This window comes from Nonomuraea spiralis, from assembly GCF_014648435.1.
In the GTDB taxonomy this organism is placed as follows: domain Bacteria; phylum Actinomycetota; class Actinomycetes; order Streptosporangiales; family Streptosporangiaceae; genus Nonomuraea; species Nonomuraea spiralis.
Genome location: NZ_BMRC01000001.1, coordinates 99,943 through 123,403, shown reverse-complemented (window position 1 = coordinate 123,403; position 23,461 = coordinate 99,943). Strand labels below are relative to the sequence as shown.

Here is a 23,461-nt window from a genome sequence, read left to right as displayed (position 1 = left end):
ACACAAGCCGATCGGCTGGCGGGCGGGCGGTGGCGCGGTGGGCGGTGGCGGGCCTCGGGCTCGCGGCGCTGGCCTACGGGCTGGCCGCCGGGCTGCCGGCGTACTGGGTGTTCCTCGCGATGTCGGCGGTCATCTCCGGGGTGCTGCTCCAGAGCCTCGGCGTGGTGGCCGGGCAGGCGGGCATGGTGTCCCTGTGCCAGATGGCCTTCGCCGCGATCGGCGCCTGGACCACCGCCCAGCTCAACGTCTGGGACGTCCCCGGCGGTCTGTACGTCTGGCTGCCCCTCGCGGGCCTGGCCGCCGTGCCGTTCGGGCTGCTGATCGGCCTGCCCGCGCTGCGGCTGCGCGGCGTGCACCTGGCGATCATCACGCTGGGCTTCGCCGCGACCGTGGACGTCGTGATGGCCGCCAACTCCTTTCCCGGCGTCAGTCAGGGCGTCGTGGTGGGCCGTCCGGCGGGGCTGACCTCCGACCGCCAGTTCTTCCTGCTCTGCTGCGGCGTCTTCGCGCTGGTGGCGGTGGCGCTGTCGCTGGTGCGGCGGACCCGGCTCGGCGCGTCCTGGCGGGCGCTCAAGGAGTCGGAACGCGCCACGGCGGCGGCCGGGACCAGCGTGCCCGGGGCCAAGCTGAGCGCGTTCGCGGTCAGCGCCTTCATCGCGGGGGTGTCGGGGGCGCTGCTGGCCGGGCAGCTCGCCATGGTGGTGTCGCGCAACTTCGACCCCGGCCAGTCGCTGGTGGCCTACGCGATGGCCGTGATGGCCGGGGCGCACCACGCGGAGGGCGCGCTCATCGGCGGCGCGCTCGGGGTGCTGGTGAGCGAGCTGCTGCGGCGGCTCGGCGTCCCGCAGCAGTGGGCCAACGTCGTGTTCGCGGTCGGCGCCGTTCAGGCGATGACGCAGGGCTCGGGCATGAGCGACGGCCTGCGCACGGCCCTGCGCCCGGCAGTGCGCAAGGCCCTGCGCGCCCGCCGCGCGCTGGCCTCCAGCGCCGTGGCCGCTCCCCCGCCCGGCCCAGAACCGGCCGCGCCCGAGATCACGCCGGACGGGCCCAGCCCGCGCGAGCCGCGGGCGGCCCTGCGCATCGAACGGGTGAGCGTGCGGTACGGCCAGGTCGTCGCCGTGGACGAGGTCGGCCTCACGGTGCTCGCCGGTGACGTGCACGGGCTGGTCGGCCCGAACGGCGCAGGCAAGTCGTCCCTGGTGGACGCGATCAGCGGATTCGTCCCCGCCGGAGGCGGCGTGGTCGAGGTCGGCGGGGTGGTCGTCGCGGACGGGCGGGGCGGCACCTCGGTGCACCGGCGTGCCAGGGCCGGGCTGCGCCGCACGTTCCAGCAGGACCGGGTGCCGGTGGGCCTGTCGGTGCGCGAGTACCTGCGCTTCGCCGCGCGCCGCGCGCTCGGCGACGACGAGCTGGCCGAGGGCCTGGCCGGGCTGGTCGCGGTCGCGCCCGGCGACCCGATCGCCGCGCTCGACGTGGGCACCAGGCGGCTGCTGGAGGTGGCCGGGACCCTGCTGGCCCGTCCCGCGATCGCCGTGCTGGACGAGCCCGCCGCCGGCCTCGGGCACGCCGAGAGCGAACGGCTGGGCGCGTGGCTGCGGCGGGTCCCCGCCCGGTACGGCGCCGCCGTCCTGCTCATCGAGCACGACCTGGACCTGGTCAGGGCGGCGTGCACGGGCGTGACCGTGCTGGACTTCGGCCGGGTCGTCGCTGAGGGCCCGCCCGCCGAGGTGTTCGCCGAGCCCCGCGTCCTGCGGGCCTACCTGGGCGAGGAGCCCGCCGCGTGAGCGCGTACGGACAGGAGGTGACCCCGTGGATCTCGTGTTGCGGGACGTGACCGTGGCCAGGGGCGGCCAGCCGGTCGTCAGGGACGTGACGCTGACCGCCGCGGCGGGGCAGGTCACCGTCCTGCTCGGCCCGAACGGCGCGGGCAAGACCACGCTGCTCGAAGCCGTCTCCGGCGTCGTGCCCGCGGTCAGGGGCGAGATCGTGCTCGGCGGCAGCGTGCTGACCGGCCGGCCGCGTACCCGCCGGGCCAGGCACGGCCTGGCGCACGTGGAGCAGGGCCGCGCCGTGTTCGCCACCCTCACCACGCGCGAGAACCTGGCCCTGGCCGGTGACCCGCGACGCGCGCTGGAGCTGTTCCCCGAGCTGGAACGGCGGTTCGACGTGCGGGCCGGGCTGCTGTCCGGCGGCGAGCAGCAGATGCTCGTGCTGGCCAGGGCCATCGTGACCGGCCCGGCGGCGCTGCTGCTCGACGAGATGTCACTCGGCCTGGCCCCCGGCGTCGTACGCCGCCTGCTGCCGGTGATCCGGCGGCTGGCCGACGAGGGCTGCGCGGTGCTGCTGGTCGAGCAGTTCGCGCACGCCGCGCTGGCCCTGGCCGACACCGCGTACGTGCTGGCGCACGGTGCGATCACCTACGGCGGCGAGCCCGCGCCGCTGCGCGAGTCCGATGCCGCGCTCAAGCGTGCCTACCTGGGAGACGATTCATGACGGACGCCGATCTTCTGCTGGTCGACGGGCGGGTGCTGACCATGGACCCGGCGCGGCCGTACGCGACGGGGGTGGCGGTGCGCGGCGGTGAGATCGTGCACGTCGGCGACACCTCCGGCTGGAGCGCGGGCGAGGTGGTGGACCTGCGGGGCCGCGTCGTGCTGCCCGGGATCAACGACTCGCACCTGCACGCCTGCGCCTACGGCCTGACCCGCCCGCCGTTCTGCCTGGACGTGGCGCTCGGGTCGATCGCCGAGGTGCGGGAACGGGTGGCCGCCGCCGTACGCGCCGCGGGTCCCGGCGAGTGGGTGCGCGGGATCGGCTGGAACCCCGGCTACCTGGCCGAGGGCCGGATGCCGTCGAAGACGGACCTGGACGACGTCGCCCCCCACCACCCCGTCCTGCTCCAGGACTTCTCCGGCCACACCACGTGGGCCAACTCCGCGGCCCTGCGCCTGGCCGGGCTGCCGGACGGCGACGGCCTGCTGCACCACGGGGACCAGGACCTGGTGCAGCGCCTGGTGCCCCCGCCCCAGGGCGGCCTGGCACGGGTGCTGCGCGAGGTGGTGGCCGAGCTGAACCGGGCCGGGATCACCAGCTTCACCGAGCCGGGCCTCGGGCCGGGCGGCGGGGCGGCGTTCGCGGGCGGCATGGGGCCGGGGGTGCTGAGCGCGTACGCGGAGCTGGCGCGGGCCGGCGAGCTGACCGCCCGGGTGAGCGTGCTGGGCCTGCCGAGCCCGATGTCGGGCGCCTCGGTCGCCGACACCGAGGCCTACCTCGCCCGCCTCCCGGACGACCTGGACGGCGTGGACGAGCGGCTGGTCCGGCTGCTGGGCGTGAAGGTGTTCGCCGACGGGATCCCGCCCTCGGAGACGGCCTGGATGCGGGAGGCGTACCCGTCGGGCGGGCACGGCTCGCTGTGCACCCATGGCGGGACGGACGCCGAACGCGTCGCCGAGCTGGACGAGATCCTGCGCCTGGTGCACGTGGCCGGCCTCCAGGCGGGCGTGCACGTGGTGGGCAGCAGGGGCATCGACGCCGTCGTGGACGCGCTGGCCGCCCTGTCCCGCGAGTACCCGAGGGCCGACCCGCGCCACTACGTGATCCACGGCCAGTTCGCCTCCAAGCAGGCGCTGGCCACCCTCGGCGAGCTGGGTTACGGGATCAACCTGCAACCGGTGCTCCAGCACGTCGAGTCGGGCACCACGCGGGAGATGTTCGGCGCGGCGGCGGCCGAGCGGGAGTGGCCGGCGCGCTCGGCCATCGACGCGGGCGTGCTGACCGCGTGCAGCTCGGACGCGCCGGTCACCGCGCCGGACTGGCGGGCGGGCGTGGCCGCGCTGGTCGCGCGCGACGGCGAGGGCGTCTCGCTGCGGGAGGCCCTGTCCGCCTATACGATCGCGGGGGCGCGGCAGGACTTCGCCGAGGGCTGGAAGGGCACGCTCACCACGGGCAAGGTGGCCGACCTGTGCGTCAGCGCGGCGACGGCCGACGAGGACGTCACGGCGGCGCCGGTTGACCTGACGGTGTTCGGCGGCGGGATCGTTTGGTCCCGTTCGTGAGCCGCGTACGTCAAGATTGTTAGGTACCGAATATACTTCGGGGCTATGACGGGACACCACACCCTGCGCCACACCGAGGAGGCCATCGGCCAGCGGCTCGGCGAGCTCAACATCGACTTCGAGGCCATGTGGGCGGTGTCGAACATCTACCGCGCCTCCTCGGCCATCCGCAACTATCTGGAGCAGACCGTGCTGCGTGACACGGGCCTGACCTGGACCGGGTTCGTGGTGATGTGGGTGGTGTGGATCTGGGGCGAGAGCGAGACCCGCCACGTCGCCGCCGAGGCGGGCATCTCCAAGGGCACGCTCACGGGTGTGGTCAAGACCCTGGAGTCCTACCGTCACCTGCGGCGCTTCCCGCATCCCACGGACGGCCGCCGGGTCATGCTGGCGCTCACCGCGACCGGCGAGCGCCTGATGCGCGAGCTGTTCCCGGAGTTCAACCGGCAGGAGGCGTTCGTGGTCAAGGAGCTCGACAGTGAGCAGCGGCGCGAGCTGGCCGGCTCGCTCAAGCGCGTGATGGAGCACCTGGAGAGCATCTGACCGGCAGCTCCTTGATACCGTTGACGAAGTTGGAACGGATCCTGCGCACCTCGCCCGCGAGCTCGATCGACGACAGGCGCGGCAGCAGCTCCTCGAACAGCACCCGGATCTCCAGCCTGGCCAGCGCGCCGCCGAGACAGTAGTGCGGGCCGCCCCTGCCGAACGTCAGATGCTCGTCGGCGTCCCTGCCCACGTCGAACCGGTACGGGTCGGGGAAGACGCGTTCGTCCCTGTTGCCCGAGGCGTACCACATGACGACCTTGTCGCCGGCGGCGACGCGGCGGCCGCGCAGGGTGACGTCGCGGGTCGCGGTACGGCGGAAGTGGTAGACGGGCGAGGCCCAGCGCAGGAACTCGTCCACGGCGCGCGGCATCAGCGACGCGTCCGCGCGCAGCCGGTCGAGCTGGTCCGGGTGCTCCAGGAGGGCCAGCATGGCGTGTGAGACGGCGTGCCTGGTGGTCTCGTTCCCGGCCACGACCAGCAGCAGGAAGTAGTTGTCGAAGTCGCGCTCCGACATTGGCAGGCCGTCCACGGGCACCTGGTTGACGAGCCTGCTGACCAGGTCCGTGCCGTCGCCGCCACGGCGGCGGGCGGCCAGCTCGCGGCCGTACTCGAAGACCTCCAGGGAGGCCGGGCTGCGGAAGGGCAGGTCCTTGAAGCGCTCGCTCGCGTGCAGCCTCTCCGGGTCGGTGTTCTCGATGATCTGGTTGCCCCAGTCGATGAGCCGCTGGGTGTCGGGCACGTCGAGCATGCGGGCCAGGACGTTGATCGGGAAGTCGGCGGCGACCTCCTTGACGAAGTCGAAGTCGCCCTTGGGCAGGGCGGCGTCCAGGGTCGTGGCGGTCAGGCCGCGCAGGAAGACCTCGTAACCGGCCACCGACCTGGCCGAGAAGTCGCGCAGCAACAACCGCCGCAGCGCGTGGTGGCGGGGCCCGTCGGTCTCCAGCAGCGAACGCCGGATCGCGGCCTGCCGCTCGTCCACCTCCTCCAGGTTGGTGAAGCCCTCGGAGGTGAACGTCTCCGGGTCGCGGCCGACGGCCACGATGTCGGCGTGCCGGGTGACCGCCCAGAAGCCCTTGCCGTGCCCGTGCTCGTCCTGCCAGTGGACGGGCGACTGCTCGCGCAGCACGTCGAACATCCGCCACGGGGTCACCCCGTCGGTGAACCTGCCGGGGTCGGCCAGGTCGACGTCGGCCAGGCGCATGGGCGCTCCTTCACAGGTGGTGGGCGTACTCGCGCAGCTCCCGGTCGGTGACGTACCGGGAGAAACGTTCGACCTCATCGCGTTTGCAGGCCAGGTAGGCGGCGGTGAACCGCGTGCCCAGCACGCCGATCAGCTCGCCGTCGGCCTCGAACGCGGCGAGCGCGGCGAGCGCGGCGGTCAGCGACATCGGCAACACCGGCGACCTGGCCCGGTCGTAGCCGTAGCCGTCCAGGGGCTCGGGCGGCACGCGGAGCATGGCGCTGCGGTTGTCCAGGCCCCAGTCGTCCACGCCCGCCGCCACAAGGCGCTCGACGATCTCCTCGGCCATCGCCGTTCCTCTCGTTCGGCCACAAACATTACGGCGACGGCTGTGGGCGGACAAGCCTTCCGGATATCTCGTACGGACCCGAACGAAGTCTGCCGTCCGCGACCCGCGCCTGGCCTGGGCGCGTGGCCCTGGGCGTCATCCCGGTTCCCCGACCGGTCGCGCGGTTACAGTGATCCGGTGAGCACCGACCAGCACGGCCTGGCCATGACCGGCGCGAGCGCCGCCGCCACGCGGCACTACGACCGGGCGATCGACGAGCTGCTGCACTTCCGGTCCGAGGTCGACGCCGAGACGGACGCGGCGCTGGCCGACTCCCCCGGCTTCCCGATGGCCAACGTGCTGGCCGCCTACCTCGGCCTGCTGACCACCGAGGCGGCCGAGGCCCGTACCGCGCGGGACCGGTTCGACGCCTTCCGCCGCCAGGCCGACGAGTCCTCGCTGCTCCCCCGCGAACGCGCCCACGTGGCGGCCGTACGGACACTGCTCGCCGGCGACCTGCCCGCCTGCGGCGCGCTGCTGGCCGAGATCACGACGGCCCACCCGCGCGACGCGCTGGCGCTGGCCGCCGGACACCAGCTCGACTTCTTCACCGGCGACGCCCGCGCGCTGCGCGACCGCGTCGGCGGCGCGCTCACCGCCTGGCACGAGGACGACCCGCACTTCGGCCACCTGCTCGGCATGTACGCCTTCGGCCTGGAGGAGGCCGGCCACTACGACCGCTCGGAGGAGGTCGGCCTGCGGGCCGTCGAGCTGAACCGGCGCGACGTGTGGGGCATCCACGCGGTGGTGCACACCTACGAGATGCAGGGCCGTTTCGGCGAGGGCGTGCGCTACCTCGACGCCCGCCTCGACGACTGGTCCACCGGCACGTTCTTCAACGTCCACACCTGGTGGCACTACGCCCTCTACGCCCTGGAGGCCGGGGACGTGGAGCGGGCGCTGGCCGTGCACGACGCGGTGCTGGCCGGCGGGCGCACGTCCATGGAGCTGCTGGACGCCGCCGCGCTGCTCTGGCGGCTCCTGCTGGAGGGCTCCGACCAGCACGAACGCTGGCAGGCCCTGGCCGACGCCTGGCCGCCGCTGGTGGCCGAGCCGTTCTACGCCTTCAACGACATGCACGCGGTCATGTCGTACGTGGGGGCCGGGCGGATCGGGGAGGCGGAGAAGCTGATCGCCTCGCGGGAGGCGTACACGCTGGAGTCCCGGCCCGGGGTCGCCAACGTCGCGATGACGCTGCGGGTGGGGCTGCCGGTGTGCCGGGCCCTGGTGGCGTACGGGCGGGGCGACTTCGGGACGGCGGTCGACCTGCTGTACCCGATCAGGCACCGGGTCAACGAGTTCGGCGGCAGCCACGCCCAGCGGGACGCCGTGCAGAAGACGCTGCTGGAGGCGGCCTTGCGGGGCGGGCGGCACGAGGTGGCCCGGGTGCTGGTGAGCGAACGCGTCAGCGTACGGCCGTGCAGCCCGTTCAACTGGCTCAAGCACGCGGCGCTGGCCGACCGGCTGGGCGACCACGCCACCGCCGCCACCGCCCGCCAGAAGGCCACCACCTTGATCACCACCGCCTGACCCGCCTTTTCACCACGCCCCCGGCCCTTTCAACGCGCCCTCGCCCTTTTCGCAGGCCCACGCCCTTTTTCACCACGCCCCCGCCCTTTTCACCACACCCCCACCCCCGGGCGCGCGCCCCTCCTTGGCCCTCCGCCCGTCCACCGCGCGTTCGAACGCGCGGGCGGAAGTGTCGCATGCGCCGAGTAGGGTTCCCCTCATGGATCGGGAACTCACCTTGATGGTCGTCCACGCCCACCCCGACGACGAGTGCCTGAGCACCGGCGGCATCCTCGCCCGCTACGCCGACGAAGGCATCCGCACCGTGCTGGTCACCTGCACCAACGGCGAGCAGGGTGACGACGTCGGCGGCGTCAAACCGGGCGAGGAGGGCCACGACGACGAAAGGGTGGCCGAACGACGGCTGGCCGAGCTGCGCGAGTCCGTCGGACACCTGGGCATCGACCACCTGGAGCTGCTCGGCTACCGCGACTCCGGCATGGACGGCTGGGACACCAACCACCACCCCAACGCGTTCGCCAACGTGCCGGTCGAGGCGGCCGCCGCCCGGCTGGGCGAGCTGATGGAGCACTACCGCCCGCAGGTGGTCGTGACCTACGACGAGACCGGCGGCGGTGGCTACGGCCACCCTGACCACGTGCAGACCCACCGCATCACGGTGGCCGCCGTCGAGGCGACCGGCATCCCCGACAAGTTCTACTACACGGCGATCCCCCGAGCGTCGATCAAGCGCATGTTCGAGCTGATGCGCGACAGCGGCGTCGACCTGGGCGGCTTCGAGCCGTCCGACGACTTCGGCACCCCCGACGAGCTGGTCACCGCCATCGTCGACGTCACCCCGCAGGTCGAGCGCAAGCTCAAGGCCCTCAAGTCCCACGAGAGCCAGGGCGAGAACATCTTCCTCCTCCGCATGCCCGACGAGGCCCAGCACCAGGCGTTCTCCCACGAGGCGTTCGAACGCAAGCTCAACAAGGTCGACGCCCCCGACCACGAGGAAGACCTCTTCACCGGCCTCCGCCCCTGACACCGGCCTCCTCCGAGCCGACCACCGGACCGTACGCCGCTCGCGTCCCCGCGAACGACGACCGGTCCGGCGGTCCGGGTCAGAAGTCGTAGTGGTGGAAGTCGGCGGCCTTGGCCTCCTTCTCCGTGCAGAAGAAGGGCCCGTCGAACAGCGTCACCCCGTAGTCCTCGTCCCCTGGGACGTTGTAGCTCATGCTCGCCGCGAGACCGGTGGCGACGACGGGCAGGCCGCCGCACCTGACCACATGGTAGGGAAAGCGCGTCATCGTGCCGATCGCCGGCGTGACCGACGCGATCGTGTACGCCGCCACGGCGGCCACCAGCGCGCGCAGCCAGTCCGGCCGGAAGCGCAGCAGGGCGAGCAGGATCAGGCCGACGAGGTGGACCAGCATGAACAACACCAGGTACGGCACCGCGAACAACACCCACGGCCGCCCCCGCAACGCGGCGACCACCGCCGCCACCCCCAGCGAGGGCAGGCCGACGACGAACGCGGCCAGCCACATGCTCGCTCGGCGAAATGATCTCATGTGTGGTGTGATGATCGGGTTCGCGAGTTGGTTCGACGCCCTCTGATCACAGCCTCTGATCACAGCCTCGCCGCCGAGGGTCTTTTAGAGCCCCGCGATGTCGATCGCCCGGTCGAGGTACGCCTCCGTGTTCCCCGGCCAGAAGCGCTCGCAGGTGAGGTACTCCAGCGGGTCCCGCCGCCCGTCCGTCAGGAACTCGCGGGCCGCCCTGGGGTGGTTGGCGAGGGCGGCCATGACGCCCGCCATGGGGTCGCGTTCGTCCAGGGGAATGGCGCACATCGGCTGCGAGTCCGGATGGAGATTCCGCCAGTACGGGGAGCCGGGAGCCTGGCTTCGTTCGTAGTCGTAGGTCTTGGCGGCGAGGTCGCGGAGGAACGGCTCGTCGAAACGTCCGTAGCGCAGCAATTGTCCGATGGCGAAACCGGTTTCCGGTGTGTCGAGGTTTTCGAGCAGGCGATGGGTGTAAGGGGCCGAAATCCGCGCCGGGCCGGGAGCGCGGGAGGCGGTGCCGAGGAGCGTGCTCAGGGCCTTGGCCAACCTGTCGAGGTTGGCGGACTGAATGGCGTGAGCGCGGCGCAGACCGGCCAGGAGGCTCTTGAGCTGGCGCGGCGGCATCACGCTGGCGAACGCCACGGCGAAGTCGGAATCGTTCCGGCGCTTTTCGAGTTCGGCCAAATCCTGGGAATCGATGGCGCCCTTCTTTCCCCCCGCTCCGCAGAACGACTGGACGAAGGAATCGTAACCATAAGAATGTTCGGACAGCGCCGCCCCAAAATCTCCCCATAAACACGACATATCCTGACACTTAATCCCTCCACACAAACACACGCAGCACAAATCACCCACTCCGAGCGCACATCACGAAGAGATAACATTAGCGATCCCGAAAGCCCGCCCGGACCGACCGGAACCCACTCCAGTACGAGACCTCCCGCCACCGCGCCACGCATGCGGCGCTCGGAGCCGAGGTGCCGCCACAGGGTGGGGCGGCGGCCCGGAGGCCGGGTGGGCGGACTTCTGGCAGGGCGCGCCGATGAGTGTGTATGCCTTGACAGGTATATGCCGGTTGTGGAATATGAAGGCATGTCCGTGGATGCGTTCTCCGTGCTCTCCGAGCCGACCCGACGTCGGATTCTCGATCGGCTCCGGGTGGCCGAGAGCAGTGTGAACGAGCTGGTCCAGGCGCTCGACGTCAGCCAGCCCACGGTGTCCAAGCAGCTGAAGGTGCTCAGGGAGGCCGGTTTCGTCACCTGCCGTACCGAGGCGCAGCGGCGGATCTACCGCATCCACGCGGGCCCGTTCCGCGCGCTGGACGACTGGCTTCAGCCGTATCGGGCCCTGTGGGACCGGCATCTCGACGCTCTCGAACGCCATCTCGACAACCTGGAGGAGACGTCATGACCTCTGACGCGTACCGTCCGAGCCCGCCGGCACAGGTCGGCAGCGAGGCGGCGGGAGACCGCTGGACCCTCGTCCTCGTCCGCGAGCTGCGTCATCCGCCGGAGAGGGTGTGGCGGGCGCTGACCGAGCCGGGGCAGCTCGCCGCGTGGGCGCCGTACAGCGCCGACCGTGATCTTTCCGAGGCGGGCGGCGCGACGCTCACGATGATCGACGACGAGAAGCCCCAGGACATGGAGGCCGAGGTCGTACGCGCCGAGCCGCCGACGCTGCTGGAGCACACGTTCGGCACCGACCTGCTGCGCTGGGAACTGGCGGCGACCGGCACCGGCACCCGGCTGACGTTGCGGCACACCGTCCAGGAGCGGGACTGGCTGCCGAAGGTCGCGGCCGGCTGGCACATCTGCCTCGACGTGGCCGAGAAGCTGCTCGAAGGGCGTCCGATCCCGCCGATCCGGGGCGCCGCCGCGATGAACTTCGGCTGGCCGGAGCTCAACGACCAGTACGCGCGGACGTTCGGCGTCCCCGCCACCGGCCTGCCCGACCACCTGGAGGACGACGAGGACGACGCATCCTGACCGTCGCTCTTCCGGAAGACATGGCGTCGCGACGGGCATGGCGGCTCCGAGGGGATGGCACGTCGCCATCTTGTGGGGCGTGGGCTGGGATGATGGGGTTCGGGGCGGGAGGCTTGGGTCGGAGTGGGTGAGCTCCAGGGAGGCGGGGTCGGTGATCGCTGTTCTGGGTGAGTGCGTGGCCGATGGTTTCACCGGCGCGGGCGGGGAGGCCGGGCGGGGGGAGCTCGGGTTGCGGGTGCTGCCCGGCGGCGGGCCCGCCAACACGGCCGTGGCGCTCGCCCGCCTCGGCACCCCCACCCGCTTCCTCGGGCGCGTCTCGGGTGACGTGTTCGGGGCGCTGTTCCGTGACCGGCTGACGTCCTCGGGGGTGGATCTGTCGGCGGCCGTCGAGGCGGCCGAGCCGAGTACGCTCTCGGTCGCCGCGCTCGACGACGACGGCGGGGCCGCCTACACCTTCTACGCCGGCGGCACCGCCGACTGGCAGTGGAGCGCCGAGGAGCTCGACCCGGCCAGGCTGGGCCCGGCCACCTGCCTGCACACCGGATCGCTGGCGCTGGTCAGGGAGCCGGGGCGGGCGGCCGTCGAGGAGTTCGCGCGGCGGGCCGCGGCGCGGGCCACGGTGTCGGTCGATCCCAACGTGCGTCCCAGCCTGGCCGTCCGTGAGGACTACCAGGTCGAGCGCTGGTGCCGGTGGGCCGACGTGCTCAAGCTCAGTGACGACGACCTGCGTTTCCTGATGCCCGGCGCGTCCGTGGAACGGGCCTGCGACACCTGGCACGCCGCGGGGGCCCGGCTCGTGGTGGTCACCCGGGGGGCGGCGGGTGCGCTGGTGTCCCTCGGCGGTGAGCGGGCCGAGGTACGCGCGCCGCGGGTCGAGGTCGTCGACACGGTCGGCGCCGGCGACTCCTTCACCGCCGGGCTGCTGCACGACCTGGGCGCGCGTGGCCTGCTCGGCGGGCGGCTCGACGGCCTCGACCTGGAGACCGCCGTGGCCGCCGCGTCGTTCGCGGCCCGGGTGTCGGCGCTGACCTGCTCGGTGGCGGGCGCGAACCCGCCCTGGGCCCAGGCGCTCGCCACCGTTCGATGAACGCGGTGCGGGATCAGGGTATGGGGACCGTGGCGGCCGGGACGTTGTAGCCGCGTACCCGTAGTGCCGGTTGGTGGCCGCCGAGGTCGGCCGTCCGGTACGTGGCCGTGATCGTCGTGCTCTCCCCCGGCCACAACGTGACGTAGTTGTCGCTGTAGAGGACCGGTACGACCTCGCGCCCGTCCGCGACCACCTCCGGACGTACGAGGAAGGCCAGGCCGGCGGGGTTGGTCAGGGTGATCGTGACCGTCTCGGAGCCGCCGGACACGGTACGGGCCGCGGTGGCGGCGACGTTCGCGGCCGGCAGGGTGTTCAGGCCGGTCAGGTCGGCGTACGTCTTCGGCGTGGTGCGGTACCAGTTGCTCTTGTTGCCGAGCGTGTCGGGCGAGGTGGAGTACCAGTAGACGTTGTCGCTGACCGTCGCCCCGGCGGCGTCCTTGAGCTGGAGCCTGATCAGGTACGTCCGCGACAGCCCGGTCACCGCCGGGACCGTCAGCACCTGGACTCCCGCGTTGGCCGTGGCCGTGACCGGCGCCGAGGCGGTGTACTTGCGGGCCAGGTCCGGCAGGTTGTGCACGGACACCGTGGCGGTCAGGCCGGAGCGCGTGGTCAGGGTCGAGTTGACCACGTGGACGGCCCGGGTGAGGTAGTCGTAGGCGATGTGCACGGGCTCGGTGGCCTTCTTGGCGCCGAAGTAGCCGCCGCCGGGCTTGAGGTAGTAGTCGTAGAGGTTCCAGTGCACCGACGGCCAGGCGTTGTTCAGCATCCAGAAGATCGACCCGAACGAGCGCACGTGCTGCCTGGCGCTCCACGCCTCGAAGAAGGCGCGGGCGTTCTCGTAGTTCTGCGCCTCGGACTTGCGTGACTGGTCGGCGGCGGAGGTGGCGGTGCCGTAACGCTTGCTCAGGCCGGTGGTGTAGGGGGCGATGGTGTCGAAGACGCTGCCGGGTTTGCCCGCGTGGTAGTTGTAGGCCGTGCCGATGGGCCAGACGTCGGCGGGGGCCAGGAAACGTTCCAGCGTCTCCAGGGGCGGCGGCGACTCGGTGCCCTCCTCCCCCGTGCTGCCGAACGCGCCACCGCTCTTGCTCTCGTCCCACCACAACACCGGCGGCTCCCACACGTACGGGCCGTCCATCTTCATGCCCGCGTCGGCGTTGGACCAGGTGGCGACGTTGTCCAGTGTCGGGTTCTGCCAGCGCAGGGCGGCGGCCACGCTCTTGTACGCGGCCAGGTGCGCGGCCGTCGGCGGCTGGTCGCTGCCGTAGGTCCACAGGAACGCCGAGGCGTGGTGGCGCAGCGAGCGCAACTGGCTGTTCAGCGACTCGCGGGCGACCCGCTCCTGCTCGGCGGTCCAGGCGCTGTCGTCCTCCCAGGCGCTGCAGCAGACGAAGCCGGGCATGACCAGGACTCCCGCCCTGTCGGCCAGGTCATACAGCTCCTCGTTACCGAGGGTGCCCTCCAGCCTGATGGTGTTCAGGCCCATGCCCTTGACGTAGTTGACGTGGGCGGCGTTCGTCCGGGTGTCCCAGCGCTGCATCAGGTCCCACACGTAGCCGCCGCCGCGCAGCAGGATCGGCCGGCCGTTGATCTTGTAACCGGCGAAGGAGGTGCCGTTGACGGTGGTGCGGTAGTCGGTGACCTCGCGGATGCCGAAGTCGATCGACTTGCTGTCGGAGGCGCCGGCGCTGACCGTCAGCCGGTACAGCTCGGGGCTGCCGAACTGGTACGGCCACCACAACACCGGATCATCGACGCGGATGGGCGCGAAGGCGATCTCCCTGCGCTCGTGGGCGGCCAGGGTGACGTTCTGGGAGAAGGCGAGGTCCGGCCGGCCCGCCTTGGTGATCGTGCCGCTGACCGTGGTGGTGACGGGCGCGCCGGTCGCGTTGACGGCGTCCACGTAGACGGCCAGGTCGGCGGCGGAGCCGGACAGGGTCGTCCGGACGTACGGGTCGCGCAGGGCCACCGGGCCGGTGGTGTCCAGCAGGGTCGTGTTCCAGATGCCCGCGTTCATGTCGGGGGCCTCGGGGTTCCAGTCGACCGTGCAGGCGGACAGGTCCTTGCAGTCGTGGCGCGGCGGGGTGACCCTGACGGCCAGCGCGTTCGCCGCGCCCGGCCTGATCGCGGCGGTCGCGTCGTACTCGTGGGCGACGAACGTGCCCACCGCCGCGGCGTCGAGCTGCACGCCGTTCAGCCAGATCTGGGCGCGGTAGCTGAGGCCCTTGAAGCGCAGCCAGTACACCTGCCCGGGGGCCGTGGCGGGGGCGGTGAACTCGCCGCGGAACCACCAGTCCTGGGTGGTCAGGTCGGGCACGTTCTTGAGGTTCTGGCCGAAGTAGACGTTCTGGTACACGCCGTTCGCGACCAGCCCGGCCAGCACGGTCGAGGGCAGGGTGACCGGGTTCCAGCCGGTGGTGGCGTACCCGGGCAGGGAGATCGCCGCGCCGCCGTCGGCGAGGCCGGTGGCCGGGCGCAGCGCCCAGCCCGAGGCCAGTTCGGTCGAGCCGGCCGCCGCGACGGCGCTGCCGGCGCTCACCACCCCCGAGGCGAGCAGCAGGACGAGCACGGCCAGGACGCATCTGATCGATCGGGACATGCGCAGCTCCTGAGGGGGCTCCTAAGAACCGGAGGGCCAGGCGATCTGGGTGGAGCGGTAGTAGGCGATCCCCATGACGCGCCAGCGCGGGCCCTGCGCCCCGAGCCGCTGCCGGAACGCGGTCCAGTCGTGCGTGGCGTACGGGGACCAGGCCAGCTCGGCGAGGGCGGGAAGGCGCGGGAAGGCCATGTAGTCGATGTCGGCCGGCGTCCTGATCGTCTCGGTCCACAGCGGTGCCTCGACGCCGAGCACCTGCTCGGGCGGGAGCCTCCGGAGGTAGGCGCCGGGGTTCCAGCCGTAGGCGTCCTTGACCTCGATCAGGCCCGCCCAGGTCTGCCCGAGCGGGGTGCGCCGGTTGTACTTCATGTCCAGGTACGTACGGGCGGACGGCGACATGACGACCTTCCTTCCCGCCGTCGAGACCGCCGTCTCCGTGGGGTCGCTGCCCCAGTACTGGACGAGCGTGGTGGGCAGCGGGGTGGCCTTGACGACGTCGTGCCAGCCCATCACGGTCTTGCCGTGGGCGGTCACGATGCCCTGCACCCGGTCCACGAACGCCTTGTAGTCGGCGGGCGCGGTGGAAGCGGCCTCGTCCCCGCCGATGTGCAGGTACGGGCCGGGGGTGAGCGCGGCCAGCTCGCCGATCACCTGGTCGACGAAGGTGTAGGTGATCTCCTTGGACGTGCACAGCGAGCTGAACCCGACGTCGGTGCCGGTGTAGAGCGGCGGGGCGACGCCGTCGCAGGTGAGCTGGCCGTAGGAGGCGAGGGCGGCGTTGGTGTGCCCCGGCATGTCGATTTCCGGAACTATGGTGATATTTCGGGCGGCGGCGTACGCGATGATCTCCTGGTACTGGGCCTTCGTGTACGACCCGCCGGGGTCGCCGCCCACCGCCGTGCTGCCGCCGTAGGAGGCCAGCCGGGGCCAGGAGTCGACGGCGATGCGCCATCCCTGGTCGTCCGACAGGTGCAGGTGCAGGTAATTGATCTTGTAGAGCGCGATCTGGTCGAGGTACCTCTCGACCGCGCCCACCGGGAAGAAGTGCCTGGCCACGTCCAGCATCGCGCCCCGGTACGGGTAACGCGGCCGGTCCACGATCCGCCCGCCCGGCACCGGCCACGGCCCCGGCTGCACGGTGGCCGCGTCGGCCGCGTACGGGAGCAGCTGCCGCAGCGTCTGCACCCCGTTGAACAGCCCGGCGGCCCGGTTGGCCAGCACCACGACGCCGGTGGCGGTCACGTCGAGCTGGTACGCCTCGTCCCCGCCGGCCACCTCGCCCAGCCGCAGGGTGATCCCGTCGGCCGGCGGCGCGGTCACGATCGGGACCGGGTAGCCGGTCGAACGGCGCAACTGCCGCGCGAGCTGCTCGCCCACCTCCGGCGCCTCGGAGTACACGGCCGTCGCGGCGGTGATCAGGTACGTCACCCCCGCCGCCGGGACCGCGCTCACCGGCGCGGGCACGATCGCCCCGAAGGCGACGGCGGCGGCCGCCGTGGCGCTCGGCGAGACGGTCACCGACGCCGAGACCGACGTGGCCAGCAGGGTCGTCAGCACGACCGCAGCGGTGCGGATCTTCATGACCGCCTCCCGTGGGTTGCCCCCACCATACGGACGCGATCGCTGGTAGTAAAGAACCTTTCTAATCAAGGGTCTCCGTGGGAACCGTACGGTAGCCGTTCCAGACGAACCGGGCCGTGGTCACCGCGTCGTCGCCGTCGCCGGTGATGAGCTGGTGGATCGCGATGCCGTCCAGCTCGCGGTATTCGCACCACTCGTGGTCGGAGGTGAGCACGAGGTCGAGGCCGAGGTCGACCAGCAGGTCGAAGACCTGGCCGCGGTTGGTCCGGTCGACGCCCACGAACACCTCGTCCAGCAGGATGAACCGGGGGCAGCCGGGGTCGGTCCGGTAGTGGGCGGCCACGGCGGCGAACAGCGGCAGGTGCAGGGCGATGGCCTTCTCGCCGCCCGACAGCGCGCCGTGCAGCTTCCTGGTCAGGTCCTGCCAGCCCTGGCCGTCGCCGCGGTCGAGGCGTACCACGAAGCGGTGCCAGGCCGTGTAGTCCAGCACCTTCATGAGCTGGTCCTCCCAGCCGGCCGAGGAGTTGTCGGCGCGCGCCTCCTCGACGCGGTCCCTGAAGAAGGCGTACAGGGCCTCGCGGTCGGCCTCGCCCAGCCCGGCCGGGTCGCGCAGCAGCAGGTCGCGGGCCGCGCGGGTGGCCGCCGACTGGGTGGGATCGACCTGCCACACCAGCCGCACCGCGACCCGCGAGGCCGTGCGGACGCGTTCGAGCCGCTGGTTCATGCCCTCGACCAGCGCGGCGGCCTGCCTGATCCGGTCGGCCAGGTGGCGCCGCGTGTCACCGGCCAGCGTTCGGTCGAACAGGTCGCGTTCGGCCTCGGTGATGTCGCGCCGCCGTTCGTCGCGCTCGCCGCGCAGCGCCGCGCCGAGCGCCGCCGCCCCGGCCCGTACACCGCCGGCGGAGGCCGTCAGCACCTGCGCGTCCTCGTCGGGGGCCAGCTCCAGCACGGCCCGGCCGGCCAGGATCTCCCTGGCGTGGTGGAAGGCGTCCCGCAGCCGCGCCTCGGCCTCCCTGACGTGCCGCTGCTCGTACGGCACCGCCGCGAGCCGTACGGCCACGTCGCCGGCCGCCTCCAGCACCGCCCGCACCCCGGCGTCGGGGGCGAGCCCGGCCGGGACGTCGGCGTCCGCGGGAAGGTGACCGGCCAGCAGGCGGCGGAACCGCGCGCCGACCGCCTCGCGCGCGCGTCCGGCCTCGGCGTGCTTCTCCTCGGCCTGGCCCAGCTCGCCCCTGAGCCGCCCGAGCCGGGCGTTGAGCCTGGCCGTCTCGTCGTGGACGGACCTGATCAGGCGGCGGCAGCCCTGGTAGGCGGTCTGGACGTCCTGGAGCCGGCCGAGCACGTCCAGATGCTCGGCGCCGGCCGCGGACTCGACGGCGGTCAGCTTCTCGGCCAGCACGACGGCCGCGTCGGCGGACTCCTCGGCCCGGTCCATGGCGCGTACGGCGAGGTCCTGGTACTCGCGGGCGGTCTCGGCCGCCTGCCCGGCGCGTTCCCTGGCCGCGCGGGCGTCACCGCGCCGGTCGTGCCAGACGGCGCCGGTGGTCTCGGCGGCGCGCAGGGCCGCCTCCAGCTCGTCGAGCGCGGGCCGCCCGGCGGGCAGCGCGTGCCGGGCGGCCGGTTCGGTCAGCCGGCGCAGCGACCTGGCCGCCTCCTTCTCCCGCTCGTGCAGGCGCTGCTCGTGCGCGCTCAGCTGGTCCTCCAGCAGGGCGACCTTGCCCACGGCCTCGTCCAGCGCCCGCGCGGCCCCGACGTACGGCCGCCTGTCGGGCCGTCGCCGCAGCTCGGCGGCGAGCGTGTCGCGGTCGCCCGCCAGCACCCTGAACAGGTGGTCGCACTCGGCGATCGTGCCGGCCAGGTCGGCGAGCCGGTCGTCCAGCTCGGCGACGCGGCGGCGCATGGCCCGTTCGCGGGCGGCCTCGCCGAGGTAGGAGGGCTCCGGCTTGACCCAGCGCCCGGTGGCCGGGCCGAGCCGCCAGGTGCCGTCGGCGCCGACGACGGCGGGGTGGTCGACGCCGAGCGCGGTGGGGGCGAAGGCGACCGCCGCCAGCACCCGGTCGGCGGACGGCGGCCCGCCCGGCTCGGTGAACAGCACGTCGGCCAGGCTGTACCCGGGCGCGGGCCGGGCCTGCGCGGCGACCGCGAAGGCGTCGTGCTCGCCGGGGTCGATGCCGCCGTCGGGCAGCAGCCACAGGTCGAGCAGGCCCGAGGCTTCGAGCGCCGCCTCGACGCCCGCCTGCGTGACGGGATCGACGCCGGAGCGGAAGGAGAGTGCCCGCCACAGCGGCATGCCGGGCCGTCCGGACCGGGAGGCGGGGCGGGCGGGCGAGGGTGGCGGCTCCAGCACGGTCCGCTCGGCCAGGCGCTCGCGTTCGCGGGCCAGCTCCGCGCGTTCGGCGTGCAGCCGGTCGCGCAGGCCCGTCAGGTGGTGCTCGCGGGCGGCCAGCCGGACCGCGGCCGCCGTACGGGCCATGCCGACCAGCTCGTCGGCCTGCTCGGACCGGTCGGCCAGGCCCGCCAGCTCCTCGGCGTCGAGCCGGAGGTGGGCGCAGCCGCGGGCCCACTCCTCCAGGGCGGCGGCCAGGTCACGGGCACGTTCGTCGCGGTTCGCGCCGGCCCGTTCGTGGGCGGCGATCGCCTCGGCCAGGTCGTCGCGGACGCGGTCGCGGTCGTGCTCGGCGGCGGTACGGCGGCCGATCGCCTCCTCGTGCTCGACGGCCGCCTGCCTGACCTCGCGGAGCTGGCCGGTCCGGCTGGTCACGGCGGCCCGCAGCAGCTCGCGGGCACGGCGTACGGACTCCTCGCCGTCGTCGCCCCGCTCCTCCGGCGAGCCCGCGGGCTCGGGCACCGGGCGTTCGCACTCCAGGTGGACCGAGAGCAGCCCGGCGCGTTCGGCGGCGCGGCGGGCCTCGGCGCGAGCACGGTCGGCCAGGCCGGTGGCGGCGCGGGCGGCGGCCGCCGCGCGCAGCGACGACTCCTGCCTGGCCGACGCGGCCCGGGTGGCCGCCCCGGCCTGGTCGCGCAGCCGCGCCGCCGACTCGTGCGCCTCCCGCGCCCGCGTGCGCAGCCGGTGCAGGTCGCCCTCCGACCGGTACGCCTGGCTCTCCTTGAGCCCGTCGAGCTGCGCGGCCAGGGCCAGCTCCTGCGCCTCCTCCTCCGACAGCCGTACGGCCGCGGCGGCCAGCTCGTCGTCGGCCTGCCGGAGCGCCTCGCGCTTGGCCTTGGCCTCGGCGGCGAGGGTGTCCACGGCCTGCCCGGCGGACAGCACGGCCGCCGCCGCGGCGCGCAGCAACTTCTGGGCGTAGCCGCGCTGGGCGGCGGCGAGCCGGTCGGCCTCCTCGACGTCGCGGTCGAGCAGGCGCAGCTCCTCGCGGCGGCGGTCGAGCCGTTCGAACCCTTCGGCGATCTCGTGGATCTCGCCCTCGCCGAGCGGCGGCAGGGCGCTGGACAGCAGGTCGGACAGGAGGCCGGGGTCGAGGCGTTCGGAGAGCTTGGGGGTGCGGAGCTGGCGCAGCGCGGTGAGCAGGCAGTCGTAGCGCTGCTCGTTGAGCGCGGCGTAGAGGGTACGGCGGACGACCTCGCGGTAGGCGTCGGCGGACTCGTGGACCATCCCGTCCTCGCCGAGTTCGTCGGCGAGCTGGGCTCTGGTCAGCGGCTGGCCGCCGTCGCCGGCGAGCCGGACGCCGCCGGGCAGGCCGATCCGGGAGCCGGTGGTGAAGTAGGCGGCGGTGACGTTCTTGGTGTGGGCGGTGGCCTGGAGCCGGGCGCCGCAGGTGAACCAGCGGCCGTCGGCGTGCCGGAACTCCAGCCACACGTAGCCGACGCGGGTGAGGCCGGTGGCGCCGTCGCCCATGAGGTTCCAGTGCATGGTCCGCTCGGTGCCGCCGAACGTGGACAGCCGGCTCGGCTTCAGGCTGGCGTCCAGCACGTACGGCAGCAGGAGTTCGAGCACCTTGGACTTGCCGCTGCCGTTGGGCCCGCGCAGCAGCAGCCTGCCCCGGTGGAACTCGAACACCTCGTCGTAGTAGCGCCACACGTTGAGGATCCCGGCGCGTACGGGGGTCCAGCGCCGTTCCATGCCCGGGGCGGCGAGGGCGGGCGTGAGCTCGGTGAGGGTCATGCGTCCTCCGTGTCGGCCGGGCCGCGATCGACCCGGTAGCGGGCTCCGGCGGGCAGGGCAGCCACCCGGTCGCCGGTACGGCGGGCCAGCCCGAACATGGCGAGAACCTCCAGCGCGTCGGCGGCCAGCCTGGGCGCGCCCCCGTCCGACCGGTACGCCCCCGCCCACCGGGGGAAGCTCCGCAGCAGCTCGGCGGCCTCCTCGTCGAGCCGGCCGGCGGCCAGCGGACCGGCGGTGACCAGCAGGTCGAGCAGGAGCAGGGCGGCGACCTTGGCGTGGCTGCCGTCGTCGGGGAACCGTATGTCGGTGGCGGTCGCCTCGGGATCGACGAGCAGGAGGCCCTCGGCGCGCTCCTCCAGCACGAACCCGGCCTCCTCGGCGGCCCTGCGGATCATCCGGCGGCCGGCCTGCGAGTCGGCGTAGGCGGCCTGGGCGGGGGTCAGCTCGTCGCGGTAGACGACGGGCTCGTCGAGCAGGCGGCGCAGCAGGGAGTGGCGGGCCCACAGGGCGCGCTGGGTCTCGGTCGGCTCGCCGCCGCCGTACCGGGCCTCCACGGTGAGGTCGGCGGTCAGGGCGGCGGTCGGATCGGTCGGGGCGGGGAGGCGGGAGGGCGGGACGGGGGCGGCGAGGAGCCGGACCACGCGGGTGGTGTCCACGCGGTAGAGCACCTTGGCGTCCTCGTCGCCGAGGTAGGCGTCGGTGTCGCCGTCGGCGGCGGTGATCGCGCCGTGCTGTTCGAGCAGCTTGAGCGCGTCGACGAAGGCGGCCCGCTCGTCGGCGCTGACCGGGTCGAACGCGGGCACCCCCGGCTCGACCGCCGCCGCCTGGACCACCCGCCGGGCCAGCATGCCGATCGTGGTGACCGGCGAGGCGAGCAGCTCGGCCGCGCACAGGCACAGCAGCGTGTACCGGCGGCGGTCGAACGGCGCCCCACCGGCACGGCGGCAGCGGGCCGGGCGGGTGGCCGTCGGCCGCGGCCCGACCTTGACCAGCCGCGCGTAGCCCTCGCGCGGCTCCACGACCAGCCGCCAGCCGCAGAAGTAGTCGAACCACCGGGTCAGCGGCTCCCGCCGTTTCCCGATCACCGCGAAGGCGGCGGGCTCGTCGTGCGCCGACAGGAACGGCCGGGCGAGGAGGGTCCTGATCGCGCGGGCGATCTCCTCCTTCTCCGCCCGGACGAGCTGGTTGGCCAGGCTGCTCATGTCCCCTCGGCCCTCCGGTGGTCGTGCCCGCCCTTGGAACGCACGTCGAGCAGGTAGTCGGGGCCGCGGAACCAGCCCTCGGACGTGCGCAGCACCGCGACGGCGCCGTCGTCCGGGGCGCGCAGCACGACCTCGACGCGGCCGTCGGAGGTGACGGCCCGCCGCAGGCCGGTGGCGTCGGGGGGCGCGGCGAGGGCGCGGCCCAGCAGGTCGAGCAGCCTGCCGAAGGTGTCGTGGTCGAGCGCGCCGAGCCGGGACAGCCGCAGCGCGCCGGTGGTGGCCAGCGCCTCCCAGGCCGCCTCCAGCCCTGCGCGTTCCTTCTCCGCCCGTGCCCGGCGCTCGGCGCGCAGGGCCGCCACGTCGCGCACCCGCCCGGTACGGCCCATGCGCTCGGTCGTGCCGCGCGAGCGCAGCAGCGCCGAGACCGCGACCGGCCCGGCCTCGGCCCAGGACGCCCCCGCCGGGACGAGTTCGGCGTCGGCGTGCCCCAGGTGGGCGTGGCGGGCCGGGCCGAGCCCGAAGGCGGCGTCCCAGAGCCGGTGGGCGTCGTCCTCGCCCGGCGTGGTGGCGAACCAGCGGGCCAGCGCGCGGAAGTCGGCGGCGGCGCCGGAGGAGGGGCGGCCCGCGCGGGTGACGCGGTCGAGGAGCTGGAGCAGGGTGGCGATGGCCGCGCGGGCGGCCTCGCGCAGCCGCCGCAGCCGGGGTTCGGCGCCGCTCGCGGGGTCGGGATCGAACCACAGGCGCAGCTCGTCCCAGGCGCTGGCGCGGGCAGCCAGCCAGGGGGTGACGAGGTCGGCGCCGGGGAGCCGTGGCAGGTCGGCGCCGGCCAGGGCGCGGGTGTGCAGGACGCCGACGCCGCGCCCGGCCACGCCGCGCAGCGCCCGCGCGATGGTCTCGCCGCGCTGGTCCAGGCCGGTGACGAACTCCTGGAGGTAGGCGACGGTGGCCGTACCGGTCTCGTGGAACGTGCCAAGGTCCGAGCTCTCGGCGCGCAGCAGCCGCCGCAGGCCGCCGTTGAGGCGTACGGTGTCGTGCCGCAGCCCGTCGAGGTGGCTCTCCAGCTCCCGCAGGCAGGTGAACACCCGCCGGTCGCGGCCGGGGTCGGGGTCGGCCAGCAGGGCGTCCAGCTCCTCCAGCCGGTCGGCGACGGCGTCGAGAACCGCGGTGTGGACGGCGGTGTGCAGCGCGTCCGCCGAGGCCAGGGTCCGCGTCGCGTGCCGCAGTCCGGCGAAGGCGGCCTCGCCGCGGGCGGTCAGCGTGTAGCGCAGGTTCCGGCGTTCGTACTCCTCGGCGGTCGCGAATCCGGCGGCGTGGTTGAAGATCACGTCGAGCAGCCGCCAGCCGGCGAGCTGCTCGAGCGCGGTGGTGAGGTCGTGGTCCCCGACGGGGGCGTACCAGCCGGACGCGCGCAGCCGGTCGCGCAGCTCGCCGGCCGTCAGCTCGGGCTCCAGCCGCTCGGCGGCCGTGCCGAGGACGTGGAGGAGGGCCGTGTGCAGGTCTGCCCGTTCTGTGGTGGCGAACCGGAACATCTCCGGCGGCACTCGTGGCAGCTCCGCCATCGCCCCGCTCTCCCCTCTCACCGCGCTTTCACCGGAGCCACCGTAGCCGGAGAGACGGGCCCCGCGGGGGCCGGTTTGCGAGCAGATGCCA

The 23,461-nt window shown here is 73.5% G+C and carries 18 protein-coding genes; 9 read left to right on the top strand and 9 right to left on the bottom strand.

What is annotated here, in order from left to right; all coding sequences use genetic code 11:
- Positions 1–29: 29 nt before the first annotated feature.
- From IEZ27_RS00555 to IEZ27_RS00540, 4 genes are read left to right on the top strand one after another with little or no spacing between them, the layout of a single operon-like run.
- On the top strand, positions 30–1,784 hold the full coding sequence (locus tag IEZ27_RS00555) for a branched-chain amino acid ABC transporter ATP-binding protein/permease (RefSeq protein WP_229823005.1): 1,755 nt from the start codon (positions 30–32) through the stop codon (positions 1,782–1,784).
- Positions 1,785–1,809: 25 nt separating this feature from the next.
- Positions 1,810–2,493: an ABC transporter ATP-binding protein gene (locus IEZ27_RS00550; protein ID WP_189645372.1), complete on the top strand. Its 684-nt coding sequence runs from the start codon at positions 1,810–1,812 to the stop codon at positions 2,491–2,493.
- Entirely contained in the window at positions 2,490–4,055 is a 1,566-nt protein-coding gene (locus IEZ27_RS00545; RefSeq protein ID WP_189645371.1) for an amidohydrolase, read from the top strand. Before IEZ27_RS00550 ends, IEZ27_RS00545 begins: the two co-directional genes overlap by 4 nt.
- Before the next feature lie 45 nt (positions 4,056–4,100).
- A complete protein-coding gene (locus tag IEZ27_RS00540) occupies positions 4,101–4,598 on the top strand; it encodes a MarR family winged helix-turn-helix transcriptional regulator (RefSeq protein ID WP_189645370.1) in 498 nt (165 codons plus the stop codon).
- Here IEZ27_RS00540 and IEZ27_RS00535 read toward each other — a convergent pair.
- Positions 4,564–5,802, bottom strand: a complete 1,239-nt coding sequence (locus tag IEZ27_RS00535) for a cytochrome P450 (RefSeq protein WP_189645369.1) — start codon at positions 5,800–5,802, stop codon at positions 4,564–4,566. The genes IEZ27_RS00540 and IEZ27_RS00535 overlap by 35 nt on opposite strands.
- Before the next feature lie 10 nt (positions 5,803–5,812).
- A complete protein-coding gene (locus IEZ27_RS00530; protein WP_189645368.1) occupies positions 5,813–6,130 on the bottom strand; it encodes a hypothetical protein in 318 nt (105 codons plus the stop codon).
- A gap of 177 nt (positions 6,131–6,307) precedes the next feature.
- Here IEZ27_RS00530 and IEZ27_RS00525 point away from each other — a divergent pair, with 177 nt between their 5' ends.
- Positions 6,308–7,699 carry a tetratricopeptide repeat protein gene (locus tag IEZ27_RS00525; protein WP_189645367.1) on the top strand — a complete coding sequence of 464 codons (1,392 nt, stop codon included), beginning with the start codon at positions 6,308–6,310 and terminating at the stop codon, positions 7,697–7,699.
- A 199-nt stretch (positions 7,700–7,898) separates the two neighbouring features.
- Positions 7,899–8,723 (top strand): PIG-L family deacetylase, encoded by an 825-nt coding sequence (locus IEZ27_RS00520; protein WP_189645366.1) that lies wholly within the window; start codon positions 7,899–7,901, stop codon positions 8,721–8,723.
- Positions 8,724–8,802: 79 nt separating this feature from the next.
- On the opposite strand, the gene IEZ27_RS00515 is transcribed toward IEZ27_RS00520, so the two are convergent.
- Together IEZ27_RS00515 and IEZ27_RS00510 are read right to left on the bottom strand one after the other, a co-directional pair.
- Positions 8,803–9,252 carry a hypothetical protein gene (locus IEZ27_RS00515; protein ID WP_189645365.1) on the bottom strand — a complete coding sequence of 150 codons (450 nt, stop codon included), beginning with the start codon at positions 9,250–9,252 and terminating at the stop codon, positions 8,803–8,805.
- Positions 9,253–9,336: 84 nt separating this feature from the next.
- Entirely contained in the window at positions 9,337–10,047 is a 711-nt protein-coding gene (locus tag IEZ27_RS00510) for a hypothetical protein (RefSeq protein ID WP_189645364.1), read from the bottom strand.
- A gap of 288 nt (positions 10,048–10,335) precedes the next feature.
- Here IEZ27_RS00510 and IEZ27_RS00505 point away from each other — a divergent pair, with 288 nt between their 5' ends.
- From IEZ27_RS00505 to IEZ27_RS00495, 3 genes are all read left to right on the top strand, one after another.
- A complete protein-coding gene (locus IEZ27_RS00505) occupies positions 10,336–10,653 on the top strand; it encodes an ArsR/SmtB family transcription factor (RefSeq protein WP_185845314.1) in 318 nt (105 codons plus the stop codon).
- Positions 10,650–11,228 carry an SRPBCC family protein gene (locus IEZ27_RS00500; protein ID WP_189645363.1) on the top strand — a complete coding sequence of 193 codons (579 nt, stop codon included), beginning with the start codon at positions 10,650–10,652 and terminating at the stop codon, positions 11,226–11,228. Before IEZ27_RS00505 ends, IEZ27_RS00500 begins: the two co-directional genes overlap by 4 nt.
- Before the next feature lie 151 nt (positions 11,229–11,379).
- Positions 11,380–12,315 (top strand): carbohydrate kinase family protein, encoded by a 936-nt coding sequence (locus tag IEZ27_RS00495; RefSeq protein WP_229823003.1) that lies wholly within the window; start codon positions 11,380–11,382, stop codon positions 12,313–12,315.
- A gap of 13 nt (positions 12,316–12,328) precedes the next feature.
- Here the strand turns inward: IEZ27_RS00495 and IEZ27_RS00490 are convergent, their stop codons facing one another.
- From IEZ27_RS00490 to IEZ27_RS00470, 5 genes are all read right to left on the bottom strand, one after another.
- A complete protein-coding gene (locus IEZ27_RS00490; protein WP_189645361.1) occupies positions 12,329–14,911 on the bottom strand; it encodes a glycoside hydrolase family 2 protein in 2,583 nt (860 codons plus the stop codon).
- Positions 14,912–14,932: 21 nt separating this feature from the next.
- A complete protein-coding gene (locus IEZ27_RS00485; protein ID WP_189645360.1) occupies positions 14,933–16,489 on the bottom strand; it encodes a beta-N-acetylhexosaminidase in 1,557 nt (518 codons plus the stop codon).
- A 61-nt stretch (positions 16,490–16,550) separates the two neighbouring features.
- Positions 16,551–20,609 (bottom strand): TIGR02680 family protein, encoded by a 4,059-nt coding sequence (locus IEZ27_RS00480; protein WP_189645359.1) that lies wholly within the window; start codon positions 20,607–20,609, stop codon positions 16,551–16,553.
- Complete coding sequence (locus tag IEZ27_RS00475) at positions 20,606–21,811, bottom strand: TIGR02678 family protein (RefSeq protein WP_189645358.1); 1,206 nt, start codon at positions 21,809–21,811, stop codon at positions 20,606–20,608. Before IEZ27_RS00475 ends, IEZ27_RS00480 begins: the two co-directional genes overlap by 4 nt.
- The gene (locus tag IEZ27_RS00470; RefSeq protein ID WP_229823002.1) at positions 21,808–23,370 is read right to left on the bottom strand and encodes a TIGR02677 family protein; all 1,563 of its coding nucleotides are present in this window, start codon (positions 23,368–23,370) and stop codon (positions 21,808–21,810) included. The genes IEZ27_RS00475 and IEZ27_RS00470 overlap by 4 nt, the downstream gene beginning before the upstream one ends.
- Positions 23,371–23,461 lie beyond the last annotated feature (91 nt).

Bases quoted from the DNA above. Each gene is read 5' to 3' on its own strand.
- IEZ27_RS00545 (WP_189645371.1), top strand. From the start codon at position 2,490: ATGACGGACGCCGATCTTCTGCTGGTCGACGGGCGGGTGCTGACCATG.
- IEZ27_RS00540 (WP_189645370.1), top strand. From the start codon at position 4,101: ATGACGGGACACCACACCCTGCGCCACACCGAGGAGGCCATCGGCCAG.
- IEZ27_RS00535 (WP_189645369.1), bottom strand. From the start codon at position 5,802: ATGCGCCTGGCCGACGTCGACCTGGCCGACCCCGGCAGGTTCACCGAC.
- IEZ27_RS00530 (WP_189645368.1), bottom strand. From the start codon at position 6,130: ATGGCCGAGGAGATCGTCGAGCGCCTTGTGGCGGCGGGCGTGGACGAC.
- IEZ27_RS00520 (WP_189645366.1), top strand. From the start codon at position 7,899: ATGGATCGGGAACTCACCTTGATGGTCGTCCACGCCCACCCCGACGAC.
- IEZ27_RS00515 (WP_189645365.1), bottom strand. From the start codon at position 9,252: ATGAGATCATTTCGCCGAGCGAGCATGTGGCTGGCCGCGTTCGTCGTC.
- IEZ27_RS00510 (WP_189645364.1), bottom strand. From the start codon at position 10,047: ATGTCGTGTTTATGGGGAGATTTTGGGGCGGCGCTGTCCGAACATTCT.
- IEZ27_RS00505 (WP_185845314.1), top strand. From the start codon at position 10,336: ATGTCCGTGGATGCGTTCTCCGTGCTCTCCGAGCCGACCCGACGTCGG.
- IEZ27_RS00500 (WP_189645363.1), top strand. From the start codon at position 10,650: ATGACCTCTGACGCGTACCGTCCGAGCCCGCCGGCACAGGTCGGCAGC.
- IEZ27_RS00490 (WP_189645361.1), bottom strand. From the start codon at position 14,911: ATGTCCCGATCGATCAGATGCGTCCTGGCCGTGCTCGTCCTGCTGCTC.
- IEZ27_RS00485 (WP_189645360.1), bottom strand. From the start codon at position 16,489: ATGAAGATCCGCACCGCTGCGGTCGTGCTGACGACCCTGCTGGCCACG.
- IEZ27_RS00480 (WP_189645359.1), bottom strand. From the start codon at position 20,609: ATGACCCTCACCGAGCTCACGCCCGCCCTCGCCGCCCCGGGCATGGAA.
- IEZ27_RS00475 (WP_189645358.1), bottom strand. From the start codon at position 21,811: ATGAGCAGCCTGGCCAACCAGCTCGTCCGGGCGGAGAAGGAGGAGATC.
- IEZ27_RS00470 (WP_229823002.1), bottom strand. From the start codon at position 23,370: ATGGCGGAGCTGCCACGAGTGCCGCCGGAGATGTTCCGGTTCGCCACC.